Origin of the sequence: Rhodanobacter soli, assembly GCF_039523495.1 — a bacterium.
Taxonomy (GTDB): domain Bacteria; phylum Pseudomonadota; class Gammaproteobacteria; order Xanthomonadales; family Rhodanobacteraceae; genus Rhodanobacter; species Rhodanobacter soli.
Window position 1 is genome coordinate 210935 of sequence record NZ_BAAAFK010000001.1, and the last position, 12287, is coordinate 223221.

Consider the following 12287-nt stretch of genomic DNA (forward strand, 5'->3'; position numbering starts at 1 on the left):
AGCTACCGTTCAAAGTTAGAGATAGCCAGCGGCGAGGCGGTCAGCCTTTGCCAAAAGCCTCTCCGTTAGCTTTGATTATTGCATTTAGCAGCATTTTGTAATATTTTGTATTTCGTTCACTAACGACTGGAGATGGCGATGGCAACGAAGGCAGAGACACTGCGAGAGATGCGGTTGCAGAAGCGACTGACACAGGCGGAGGTGGCCGAAAGACTGAAGGTGAGTCAAGGGTATTACTCTGCTGTAGAGCAGGGAAAGAAGCCGGGCGAACTTTCAGAGGCGATGAAGTTAGTTAATAAAATGCGCCTACGCGGCGACAGGACTGAGGGAGGCGAACAGAAGGCTGGTAGGCAGAGGCGGTAACGCTGACTGCTTAGCAGCGTGCAACCGCATTACCCCGGTAATCGTCATCCACGCCCTATTCGATTCTGGCAACGCACTCCACGCCCCCCAGACAGCATTTCGTTATCCAGCGGTCGGCCTCCTAATCCCACGGATCATCGCCGCTATGCAGGCTACCTGCGCAGCTCGGCATAGCCCTGATATGGCTAACCCCGGCTGAGTGTGGCTGGTCGACCACCAAGAGTCCGAGGATCGATGTAGCGCTGGTGCCGGATAGTCGAGTGGGCAACGGTGGTTGTGTCTTGAGGACTCAGGTCCTGGAGTTCTATGCCTTCAGCAGATGCGCACAACCGCACGTACCCTCGAATGATGTTTTCACAGAACTTGTACTGGCCGGCGCGAAACGCTTTGGTTAGCAGCGGTCCATGGGTGTCGCGCTTCAACGTGTTGAGACGTTGCACGAGCCGTTTTTGATCAATCGGGTTAGTGTCTAGGCGTTCGCACAAGCCTTGATACGACGCGTAGATATGGCTTGTAGTTCTCTCCAGGTCCCATGAATCGGCAGTCGCCCAAACCGCATGTTTGTATGTATCGTTGCGACCGCGGATGGCTCTATCGTACGGCTTGCGAATTTCTTCCTGAGCGCCAGCTACAGCGGCGGTGATCGCTGATCGGAGATGGTCCAGCGTCGATTCTTCGGCAGCCTTATCGTCATAGATGGCATAGAGCAGCTTCGCGACCACTAGGTGTACGTAGTAGGGGAATCCATTGGCGATGCTGGCTACCCGGAACCTAGCAGTTCGGGTGGGCTCTTGGTCCCATTTCAAGCCGAATCGTTCAAGGACATCGTCAATGATGTCGAGCGCTGCCTGGAAAGCGATGCGCTCCAGCTTCACTTGAGCGAATTGTCGAAATGAGGACTGGTGAGCCCCCAGAATCTCATCGAGATCTGCCCCGACTCCCGTAAAGATGAAAGTGATCAGTGCCCCTCTATCTCCCAGCAGCTTCACTAGCTCAGCAAGGTCGCGAAGGGCGTCCTTCGATTGGATCCTGTCCACCTCGTCGATAACGACGACACGAATCGTGTTCTTAAGGTCGTTGTCTAGGGACGCGAGGACATCAGCCGTCCAAGACACGTCTAGGCGGGCTTGTGCTGCGTAGGTCTCCTGCTTACTAGCACCTGCAGTGAATATGTGGTTTATGCCGAGGCCACTTTTCTTCTGAATTTCTGCGAGTTTCTTTGGAGCGAACGCCTCCACCACGGGCCGGATGATTGAATCGAAGGTCGACTGCGAGTTGCAGCCGAACTGCTTGAAATTTTCGTGCTCTATCGTAGCGAGGCCGGCCGTTTTCGCCAGCGATGTCTTCCCTACGCCTCGTTCACCGAAAATGAAAACATGCTGGCCTTTTGTGTAAATCGCCTGCCTGACGATACCGACCTGCTCGCTGCGCCCCTTCAGGTGATTGACCTGATCGATTGGCGCGGAGTGCGACGCCACGCTGTTCAGCTCGTTGGCGAACTGGTGCATGGTGAGATCGTGGATTCCTTTGATCATTCTGCGCTCCCTGTTCCGAGGTATGACGATACATGCTAGCTGCAGAGCAGTAGCGGACGAGCTAACTTTCGTTTTCCTAGGTCACTGTAATAGCTGCGGCATCGTCCCTCTCAGCCGCTTCTCACAATCGCGCCGCGGCCCTCTCCAGTTGTACGAACCCTTCTGACGAACCTTCCTAGGGCAGACTGCCTACGAGCGACCGCTCAGGGTCGGAAGCAGCCCCTAGGTTGACGCTCGCGCCTTATCGCCTCCACCGGCGATCCGATCATGCCGGATCGGTGCAACGATCCCGATGTCCCGGCGCATGCACCGTACCCCCGAAGCGTGATGCTGCGCCGCTGGTCAGCCGAACTAGACCTCCGCAAACGGCATGCCCTGCCGCCGGCGCCACGCCTGGTGAAAGCCGGCTGTGTGATGCAGCTGGGTACCCTCCGCCAGGTTTTCGTTAGAAACGATACGGCCAAGGAACAGCGTGTGCGAGCCGATCTCCTGGCTGTGCACGATGGCCAATTCCCGGATGTGCAGCGCCGCGGCAACGGCGGGTATGCCGAATTCCCGCGACGGTCGCACCGGAAACGGAAGCGCATCCCAGCCCGCTAGTGGCTGCTTGTGATGCTCGGCAAGCTTGTAGACGACCGCCTTCATCGTCGCCGGGATGCCGGACAGGGCCACCCGGCGCACGTCGCGCATGGTCGGCACGGAGACGTTGGTGCTGCGCAGCGCGAGCGAGAAAAGTCCGCTGCGTTCCAGCGGACCGATCAGGTCCATCGGGAAGATGTTGTGGTGGCCTGGCGCGTCGACGGAGACGAGGACGACCGGCCGCGGGCACAGGTAGGCGATCATCAGCTGCTGTGCCACCGCGGGTTCCATGTTCAAGTGGTTCGACACGCGGCTCTTCCGCATCAGGCGGTTCTGCAGCCACGCGTTCCACGGGCGCCGCGGCCAGCCGAGGCAGCGGTGTTCGCCCGCGGCGACGTGGTAGAGCGTGAGCGATGTGTTTTCGATCGCGACTGACGTGGTCCGCGCCAGGCGCAAAACGCCGAGCAGCCTTCCTGTCGCGCTGTCGCGGTACTCGAGTTCGGGGCGTTGGCCGGCATCCAGACTGGTCGCGATCACGAGCGGCTTGAGCGAAGCCACGGTGTGGTCCGCGGTGACATCCGCTGATTGGCCGTCCCAGCGCAAGGTGGCGGTGACCGCCTGCTGTGGCGGCGCCACGGCCACCACGGACCATTGCGGCAGGGGGCGCACGAACGGCCTAATCCAATCTTTCCACATGTCAGATCTGCCGGAACAGCAGGAACATGTAGAGCTGGACGGCCAGTCCGAGACCACGCGGCACGAGCCGTTCCAGCCGGAAATACGGTGCTGCCGCCCGCACCACGACGCGTGGTGCGAAGCGATGAATGCGGCTTTCGCTTTCGATGGCGTAGCGGCCGCTGCGCAGGAGGTTCATGACGTTCGCCCGCCACCAGCCGTAACGCGCGTCGCCGAGGTAATAGGGGTTGAGCATGCTGGCCAGGACAAAGCCGCCCTGGCGGACCACGCGCGACAACTCCTCGAAGAGCGCGGCGTGATCCGCGAAATGGTTGAGCACCGCGAAGTTCGCCGTGACCGCCTGCGCCTTGCACGCGAGCGGCGACGCCACCGCGACTATGGTCTTGCGGGCGATTTCCTCGCGGCAGTACCGCGCCAGGTACTCGCGCATCGCTGGCGCGGGTTCGTACACGAAGGTCAGGTGGCCGTTGGCGGCATACGCCTTGGCGTCGATGCCGGTGCCGGCACCGAAGTCGAGCACGTCCGCGCCCGCGGGCAGCAGGTCCAGCGCCATCTTCTGGAACCTGTCGCGCACCGCCCGGTCCCGCGGCGAGCTCAGCATGAATTCGTGGTACTGCGCTCCGGTATGCATGTCGTCACCACCTCGCTGACGAACCCGTTGCCCGATGCCCTGTCGCCGTAGCCCGGTGCCGGCGCATCACTCAACTGCACGAACTCCCGACCCTATCGCGAAACGACCAGCGTGAGTTTCTTGCTCGTCTCGGGAGCGAGCGGCTCCAGTGCCGCGCGCACCGCGTACAGCATGTCCATCCGCGGCACCGGCCGGGTTAGCCAGGTCAGCACGCGGCGGCGATGCGGCGCGGTGACCCAGCCTTGTCCCTGCAGCCAGAGCTGGGTACGCGCCATGTCGGCGCGCTCCTTGCGCGCGTCATCGGGTGGGCGCACGCGATTCCTGAGGTAACGACCGGCTTCGCCGAGGGAGCGCGACCATTCGATCCCGGCGAACGCGTGCAGCCACAGTTCCGAGCACGACACCTGGGTCAGGCTTTGCCGGCGCGAGACGGAGCGCAGCAGCAGCGGACAGGTGCGTGCGAGCCGCGCCAGTACGGCGGCGGGGATCGCTTCCGGGTAGTGGCGCGCGGCCAGCCGCAGCGGCGGCAGCGCCCACCACGGCGGCGCGCCGGCGTCGGCCCACAACACCTCCCAGTCGCTGGCGGACAGCCGCATAGCCAGCCGCGCGATGTCGTGCAGGTGCAGCAGGCGCAGGCTGCGCCCGCACATGTTGCCGGCCGCGTGCAGCAGCAGGTGGCTCATCAGGGCGCCGTTCGATGGATAGTCGTTCAGGCCGGGTCGGGGCTCGCGCGGACAGATCCGTGCGGTGATGTCGACGGCAGACACCGGCAGCCGCTCCTGGATGCGGGTATGCAGCTCGATGTTGACCGGCGTGTCGCGATGCTCGCCCAGCCCGGCGTAGGGCTGGCCGGTGGCCGGCTTGAACACCCGGTGCTTCCACTGCGCGAATGACTCCACGTAGCCGAGCTGCAGCAGCAGTTCGATCGCCGCGGCGGCATCGTCCTCGCGCACCAGCAGGTCGATGTCGGCCATCGGCCGTTCGCCCGGCGTGTAGATGCCCAGCGCGTGCAGCGCCGAGCCCTTCAGCGGCACCACCGCCAGTCCGGCGGCGCGGGCACCGGCGTCGATGCGTTGCAGCAGCGCGGCGATGCGCCGATGGCGCAGCTCGACGTGGTCGCGCTGGCTTTCCAGGAAGCGCCGCCAGGACTCGTGCTTCCACGCGCAGCAATGGCACAGCAGCGGCGACACGCCGTGCACGACGGCGACGGCGGTGGCCAGCCGCCATTCCAGTTCGCTCCATGCCGGCGTGGCGCGGCCCGGCCCGGCCAGTTCCGCGGCGAACGCCTCGGTGATGCGGCGCAGGCCATGCCGGACGATCCTCAGTGGCGGCAGCATGGTGCGCTCAGTACAGCGGCAGGGCGATGTGCCGCGTCGGCACGGGCGGCAACGACGTGGCGTTCCGGTTGCGGTGCGCGCCCTCGCGGGCGATCAGCGCCGCCCATTGCGCGTCGAGTACGGCGCGGCGTTCCGCCTGTCCGGCGGGCTCCGATTGCTGAATCGCGACCTGCTCGTGCAGCAGGTCGCGCACGCGGCGGTAGAAGTCCGAGTCGTAGGCGCCGCGGAACATCATGGCCAGGTCGCCGCTGTCCTGCCAGTGCGTCTTCGGGCCCAGCTGGGCCTTGACCTGCTCGTAGAACTTCGTGCCCGGCAGCGGGTACGACACGCTCACGCCGATGTCGTCCGGCGCGGCCTGCGCGATCAGCTCGCGGGTGGCCAGCAGATCGTCCAGCTGCTCGCCCAGATAGCCCAGCTGGATGAAGAAGCCCACGCGGATGCCGTGTTCGCCCAGTCGGGCGCGGGCAGTGACGAGGTCGGCGACCTTGGTGCCCTTGTTCATCGCGTCCAGCACGCGCTGGCTGCCGCTTTCCGCGCCGATCCATGCCTCCGCGCAGCCGGCTTCGCCTAGCGCGGCAGCCATGCGCTCGCTGATCAGGTCGGCGCGGGTCTGGATGGTGAACGGCACCGGTCCATCGGCGGCGTGCAGGTGCGCGGCGAACTGCGTTACCCAGTCGACGCGGAAGCCGAAGATGTCGTCCGCCAGCCAGATGTGGTCCGGCTGGAACGTCCGTTTCAGGTAGCTCATCTCCGCAGCCACGTCCTCGGCGCTGCGCTGGTTGTAGTGGTTGCCCCAGATCGGCTTGGCGCACCAATTGCAGCGGAACGGGCAGCCGCGCGACGCCGCCATGTTGAGGCTGAAGTAGCCATGCCGTTCGTGCCACATCGCGCGGTAGCGTTCGATGTCGACCAGGTCCCAGGCGGGGTGGCCGACCAGCCGCGGGTCCGGCGGCAGCGCGCCAAGCCGGGTCAGCTGGGTCTGCCCGTCGACCAGGGTGGCGACGCCACCGAGGCCGGCCGCCCAGCCGTCGCCGTCGGCCTCCGGATGGCGCTGCAACCGCCCGATCAGTTCGGCCAATGCGGCGATGCCTTCGCCCACCAGCACGGCGTGCGCGCCCGCGGCGAGAAAGGCGTCCGGATGGTCGGAGGCGTCGGAGCCGGCGACGATCACCCGGGCGCCGCCGGCACGTGCCGCGGCGATCATCTGGCAGGCTGCCTCGCGCATGCGGCCCAGGCACATCTTGGTCAAGAAGTTGAAGTTGTCTTCGTAGAGCACCACCACGTCAGGCCGGGTGGTTTGCAGGGAGGCCTCGAAGTCCTCGACGCCGTCGGCAAGCATCGCGTCGAATAGGCTGACCGTGTGCCCCATCTGCCGCAGCAGCGCGGCGACCTGGATCGTGGCGAGCGGGGGATACGGCTTGCCGCGCTCCCACTGCTTCGGGTCGAACCGCAGGAAGTAGGAGTGGCCGACGTGAATCCTCAGCATCTCGGAATAGCCTCGATCGTAACCATGGGGACAGGCCGCGGCCGCGCGCCGCCGCTCGACGCTGCCTGGACGTAAGTGCCCCGGTGTGGGCCTTCGGTTGCCTCGTGCGGCAAAAATATTCGGGCCGCGGGCAGCTGCCCGGTACAACCTTTGTCCGCCGAAGCCGCACTTACCGTTCAGCGTGTTCGCACTGCGCGGCGCGCTGCCATCAACCGCGGTTGAAACCCGCGATCGGCGACGATGACCCTGAACCCACACCACGGCGCCCAAGCCACCGCGTCCGACCCGTTTGGCGAGCGCTCGCGCCGGCACGTTTCGCTGTGCAAGCAGATCATGGGCGGGTCTTTCCGCTTCGAAAGCGCCAGCGCGGCGCTGCTGGACCTGGTCGATGCCGCCTACGCCGGCCTGCCGTCGCACCGCCTGCCGCCGGCCGCGCCGGAGTTCCGCATCGAGCTGCGCCTGCTGCCGCCGCGCCGCGCCGCGCCGCCTGCTGCCGAGCCGCCGCCGGTGCAGATGCAGTCCGGGGCCGGCCTGCTCTGCGGCGTGATGGACGCGTCGAACTACGTGGTGCTGGCGCCCGCGCAACGCCAGGCGCTGGTGGTGGCTTCCGCGGACATGCTCGATCGCCCCTACCACCTGCGCTACGAACTCATCGAATTCGCCGTATTCACCCTGGCCACGCGCGGACTGGGCCTGGTGCCGCTGCACGGTGCCTGCGTGGGCCGAGAGGGGCGCGGCATCCTGCTGCTGGGGGCCAGCGGCTCGGGCAAGTCGACGCTTGCCTTGCACAGCCTGCTGCAGGGCCTGGACTTTCTCGCCGAAGACGCGGTCTTCGTGCAGCCGGAAAGCCTGCTCGCCACCGGCGTCGCCAACTACGTGCACGTGCAGGCCGATGCGCTGCGCTTCGTCGACGACGCGGAGATCCGCCGCTGGATCAGCCAGGCGCCGGTCATCCGCCGCCGCAGCGGCGTCGAGAAATTCGAAGCTGACCTGCGGCAGGGCCCTGGCCGGCTGGCCGCGGCGCCACTGCAGTTGGCCGGCGCAGTCTTCGTTTCCAGCCAGCCGGCCGACGATCCTGAAGTCCTGTTGAGCCCGATAGCGGAGAGCGAAATTGCCGCGCGGCTCGCCGCCGGCCAGCCGTATGCGGCCGGCCAGCCGGGCTGGCATCGCTTCGAGCAGCAACTGAGCCGGCAGGGGGTTCATCAGTTGCGCCGCGGGCACCATCCGCGGGCCGCCGTGGACGCGCTGCTGCAGCTGCTCGACTGATGCCCGCGATCACCGGCGACGGTACCGGCACAACCTTTTCCACCGCACATCGCACTTACCACCATGCGAAATTCCGGGCCGGCACCAGCGACGGGCGATAGTGCGCAGGATCTGCTGCGCTCGCTGGCGCGCACGCTCACCGGCATCGAGCGGGTGGAGACGGTTGCGTACGTCGCGTTGTCGCTGGGCGCGGCGTTCGCCGGCAGCCTCGCGGCCCTGCTGCTGGTGCCGCTGGTGCAGCCGGGGCAGACGCTGCCGTTCGGCGGCGCGCTGCTCGACCCGCGCCGCAGCGTCGAGCTGCAGGCCGCCATCTTCGCCGCCGCGACCGCTGCCTTTGCCCTGCTGCGCTGGCAGGCGGCGCGGATGGGCGCACGCCTGGTCGGCCGCTACGGCATGCACCTGCGCCGCGCGGTGCACGCACGCCTGATCGATGCGCCACTGACCTCGCTGGCGGAGGCGACGTCGGCGGAAATCGCCAACGTGCTCACCCACAACGTCGAGATCATCGTGCAGGGCTTCAGCGCCCTGCAGCAACTGCTGATCGCCGGCATCAGCGCCGCCGTCAGCCTGGGTTTCGCGTTCTGGGTTTCGCCGCCGCTGATGCTGGCGACGCCGTTGCTGGTGGGGCTCGGCCTGCTGGCGTCGCGCGCGTACGGCCGCGAGCAAGCGCTGGTCGGTCGGCAGTACGTCGCCGACATGACCCGGCTGTTCTGGCACAGCGAGGATTTTCCGCGGCGCCTGCGCCACGTCCGTTCGTTCGAGCGCGAGGCGGCGGAGAAGGCGAGTTACGGCGCCATTTCCGCCCGGCTGTGCCACGGCTACCGGCGCCAGCTGGAGCTGGTGGCGTCCGGGCGGCTGATGCTCGAGCTGCTGGCGGCGGCCGGGATCGCCGCGCTGTTCGTGCTCGCGCATCGCTGGCATGGGGTCGACCAGGCCTCGCTGATCGCAGTGTGCCTGCTGCTCGGACGCTTGCTGCCCTACTTGGTGACGACGCGGCAGAGCTTTCAGCAGCTGCGTTCGGCCGCGCCGGCCTTCGAACTGTGGCAGCGCTACGTGGGGCTGGCGCCGGTGCGCCCGTCCGCGGCGCCGTCGCTCGGCAGCACGTCAGGCGGCACGCTGCGCATCGAGCGGATGCGGCTGACGCCGCCGCCCAGCGGGCTCGAGGTCGGCGAGCTGATGCTGGTGCCGGGCGAGCTGACCCTGATCTGCGGCGACTCCGGCATCGGCAAGAGCAGCCTGGTCGACGTGCTGGCCGGCATGATGGCGCCCGAGGTGTTCGTGGCGCACCTCGACGGGCACTCGATCGACTTCGACGCGTACCGCGAGCTGGTGCGCCATGGTGCCTACGTCAGCCAGAACGTGCGGCCGTGGCAGCACTCCGTGCGCGAATGCCTGTTGTGGGCGGCACCCGACGCCACCGACGCGATGTTGCACAGCGCGCTGGTCGACGTCGGTCTCGACAAGCGGCTGGCCGACTCGCCGCACGGGCTCGACACCGCACTGCACAGCGCGTCGAGCCGACTCTCCGGCGGCGAACTGCAGCGCCTGCTGCTGGCCCAGGTCATCCTGCGCCGGCCGTTCCTGGCCGTGCTGGACGAGGCCACCAGCGCGCTCGACGCCGCCTCCGAGACCGCGGTCCTCGCGACAATCAGGCGCCGCCTGCCGCAGACCATCCTGCTTGTCGTGTCGCACCGACCCGGCGTGGCCGCGATCGCCGACCAGTGCCTGACCATCGGCAACGACCTCGTCACCACGGTGGCCGGAAGGCCGGTGCGCACGGCGGTGCTGGCCGGGTCGTCCGCGCGCAGCGAGTAGGCATCGCCGGCCCTTCACCCGCGGCGGAACTCAATTTGCACCAAGTCGAAACATTGTCCATGATGGTGCAATGAGCGATCTGGCGTGGCGGATGTGGGCGGAGCAGATGACGACCGGGCTGGCCCTGGTCGACGCGGACCTGCGTCTGCGCTGGCTCAACCCCGCTCTGGTCGAGTGCCTGGAGCTGGGCTTCCACAACGCGGTGGGACAGCCGCTCGGGCTGCTGCTGGACGACGCCGGCGCGGGCATGGCGCAGGCCGCGAAGGTGCTGGCGGAGCAGCGGCCGGCGCAGTGGCGCGGGGTGATGCTGGCCGCGGCCAATGGTCGCGAGATCAGCGCGGACATCGCGCTGCAGCCGTTCGGCGATGGCCTGCTGCTGGAAGTGCATGTGCTGGCCGAACCGCCGTCGGCCGGCTCCCCGCTGTCGGCCACGCTGCGCGGCTTCGCGCACGAGGTGAAGAATCCGCTGGCCAGCCTGCGCGGTGCGGCGCAGCTGCTGCAGCGGCGGGTCGACAACGCGGACCTGCAGGCGCTGGCCGGCATGATCATCGACGAGGCCGACCGGCTCGGCGCGCTGGCCAACCGTCTGCTGCATCACGACGGCGCGCCGCAGCTTGGCCCGGTGAGCATCCATCGGTTGCTGGAGCGGCTGTGCGACCTGCTGCTGGCCGAGCCCGCGCCGCCGCAGCTGCATCACGATTACGACCCCAGCGTGCCCGACCTGCACGGCGACGCGGACCGCCTGCAACAGATCCTGCTCAACCTCGCGCGCAACGCGCTGCAAGCCGGCGCGCACACGCTCACCTTGCGCACGCGGGTCGAGCACGGCCTGCGCGTGGGCGAGCGGATGCTGCGCATGGCGCTGCGGGTGGACGTGATCGACGACGGCGCCGGCGTGCCCGTCGCGCTGCGCGACACACTGTTCCAGCCGCTGGTTTCCGGCCGCGCCGACGGCAGCGGCCTCGGCCTGGCGCTGTCGCGCGAGATCGCGCACGAACACGGCGGCGAGCTGCGCTACACCAGCCGCCCCGGCCACACCGTGTTCTCGCTGTACCTGCCACTGGAGCGCACGCATGACTGAAGGAATCTGGATCGTCGACGACGACCGCGGTGTGCGCTTCGTGCTGGCCGAGGCGTTGCGCGATGCCGGGCTCGCGGTGCGCGAGTTCGATGCGGTGGCGGGCGTGCGCGCGGCATTGCGCGAAGCGCGTCCCGCGCTGCTGCTCACCGACGTGCGCATGCCGGGTGAGGACGGGCTGGGCCTGCTCGCCGAGCTGCAGGCACAGGGCATCGGCCCGGTGATCGTGATGAGCGCGTACACCGACGTGGCCACCGCGGCGGCGGCGTATCGCTCTGGCGCGGTCGACTACCTGGCCAAGCCGTTCGACCTCGACCAGGCGGTGGCCGCGGTGCAGCGCGCGCTGGCCAGCGTGGCCGCGCCGACGGTGGCTACCGGCCACGCGCTTGCGCCGAACCATGCGTTGCTCGGCGAGAGCGCGCCGATGCGCGAGGTGTTCCGGCTGATCGGCCGCGTCGCCGCCAGCGACCTCAACGTGCTGGTCATCGGCGAGACCGGCACCGGCAAGGAACTGGTGGCGCGCGCGCTGCACGAGGAAAGTGCGCGTCGCGACCAACCCTTCGTGGCGCTGAACACTGCGGCGATCCCCAGCGAGTTGCTGGAGAGCGAACTGTTCGGTCACGAGGCCGGCGCGTTCACCGGCGCCACCCGCCGCGTCGCCGGGCGCTTCGAGCAGGCCGAAGGCGGCACGCTGTTCCTCGACGAAATCGGCGACATGCCGCTGGCGCTGCAGACGCGCCTGCTGCGCGTGCTGGCCGGTGGCGAGTTCTACCGCGTCGGCGGGCGCGAGCTGATCCGCTGCAATGTGCGCATCGTCGCCGCCACCCACCAGGACCTGGCCACGCGCGTCGCCGCCGGCCAGTTCCGCGCCGACCTGATGCACCGGCTCGACGTGGTGCGCATCGAACTGCCGCCGCTGCGCACCCGCCGCAGCGACATCCCGCTGCTGGCCCGGCACTTCCTCGCCGCCACCGCGCAGGAACTGAAACTGCCGCCGAAGCGCTTCTCCCGGGCCGCGTTGAAACTGGTCGGCCAGCGCGACTACCCCGGCAACGTGCGCGAACTGGAAAACCTGTGCCGGCGGCTGGCGGTGATCGCGCCGGGCAGCGAGATCCTGCCGGGCGACCTCGGCAACGGCGCCGACCCGGCGCGCGGCGGCGAATGGACCGACGCGTTGCGCGAATGGGCGGTGCAGGCGCTGGTCGACGGCGAAGCGGACATCCACGCGCGCGCCCGCCAGGCGCTCGACCAGACCCTGCTCAACGTGGCGCTGCAGGCAGCCGACGGCCATCGGCAGAACGCAGCGCAGGCGCTGGGCGTGGGGCGCAACACGCTGACCCGCAAGCTCGGCGCGTCGCGCACGCGCAAGAGCTGAGAACGCCACCGTTCACCCTGAGCGTAGGCCGTAGGCCGAAGTCGAAGGGCCCCCGCAACCATAAAGCCGCATGGCGCCGGCCCTTCGACTTCGCCGCTGCGCGGCTGCGCTCAGGGTGAACGGGGA

General features: G+C 67.8%; 10 protein-coding genes. 5 read left to right on the plus strand and 5 right to left on the minus strand.

Annotation, left to right across the window (positions count from 1 at the left end):
• Positions 1-138 precede the first annotated feature (138 nt).
• Positions 139-363, plus strand: a complete 225-nt coding sequence (locus ABD024_RS16280) for a helix-turn-helix transcriptional regulator (RefSeq protein WP_425543105.1) — start codon at positions 139-141, stop codon at positions 361-363.
• Between the two features lie 185 nt (positions 364-548).
• Here the strand turns inward: ABD024_RS16280 and ABD024_RS00995 are convergent, their stop codons facing one another.
• The 5 genes from ABD024_RS00995 to ABD024_RS01015 form a co-directional block, all read right to left on the minus strand.
• Complete coding sequence (locus ABD024_RS00995; RefSeq protein ID WP_343848778.1) at positions 549-1898, minus strand: AAA family ATPase; 1350 nt, start codon at positions 1896-1898, stop codon at positions 549-551.
• A gap of 351 nt (positions 1899-2249) precedes the next feature.
• The gene (locus ABD024_RS01000) at positions 2250-3146 is read right to left on the minus strand and encodes a flavin reductase (protein WP_343848780.1); all 897 of its coding nucleotides are present in this window, start codon (positions 3144-3146) and stop codon (positions 2250-2252) included.
• 28 nt (positions 3147-3174) lie between these two features.
• Positions 3175-3804, minus strand: a complete 630-nt coding sequence (locus ABD024_RS01005) for a class I SAM-dependent methyltransferase (protein WP_343848782.1) — start codon at positions 3802-3804, stop codon at positions 3175-3177.
• A gap of 92 nt (positions 3805-3896) precedes the next feature.
• On the minus strand, positions 3897-5141 hold the full coding sequence (locus ABD024_RS01010) for a nucleotidyltransferase family protein (protein ID WP_343848784.1): 1245 nt from the start codon (positions 5139-5141) through the stop codon (positions 3897-3899).
• Positions 5142-5148: 7 nt separating this feature from the next.
• Positions 5149-6627, minus strand: a complete 1479-nt coding sequence (locus ABD024_RS01015; protein ID WP_343848786.1) for a B12-binding domain-containing radical SAM protein — start codon at positions 6625-6627, stop codon at positions 5149-5151.
• A 240-nt stretch (positions 6628-6867) separates the two neighbouring features.
• Here ABD024_RS01015 and ABD024_RS01020 point away from each other — a divergent pair, with 240 nt between their 5' ends.
• From ABD024_RS01020 to ntrC, 4 genes are all read left to right on the plus strand, one after another.
• On the plus strand, positions 6868-7893 hold the full coding sequence (locus ABD024_RS01020) for a serine kinase (protein ID WP_343848788.1): 1026 nt from the start codon (positions 6868-6870) through the stop codon (positions 7891-7893).
• A gap of 63 nt (positions 7894-7956) precedes the next feature.
• A complete protein-coding gene (locus tag ABD024_RS01025; protein ID WP_343848790.1) occupies positions 7957-9708 on the plus strand; it encodes an ATP-binding cassette domain-containing protein in 1752 nt (583 codons plus the stop codon).
• 70 nt (positions 9709-9778) lie between these two features.
• Positions 9779-10789 (plus strand): two-component system sensor histidine kinase NtrB, encoded by a 1011-nt coding sequence (locus ABD024_RS01030; protein ID WP_343848792.1) that lies wholly within the window; start codon positions 9779-9781, stop codon positions 10787-10789.
• Positions 10782-12161, plus strand: coding sequence for a nitrogen regulation protein NR(I) (gene ntrC, locus ABD024_RS01035; protein ID WP_343848794.1), 1380 nt, complete (start codon positions 10782-10784; stop codon positions 12159-12161). Before ABD024_RS01030 ends, ntrC begins: the two co-directional genes overlap by 8 nt.
• Positions 12162-12287 lie beyond the last annotated feature (126 nt).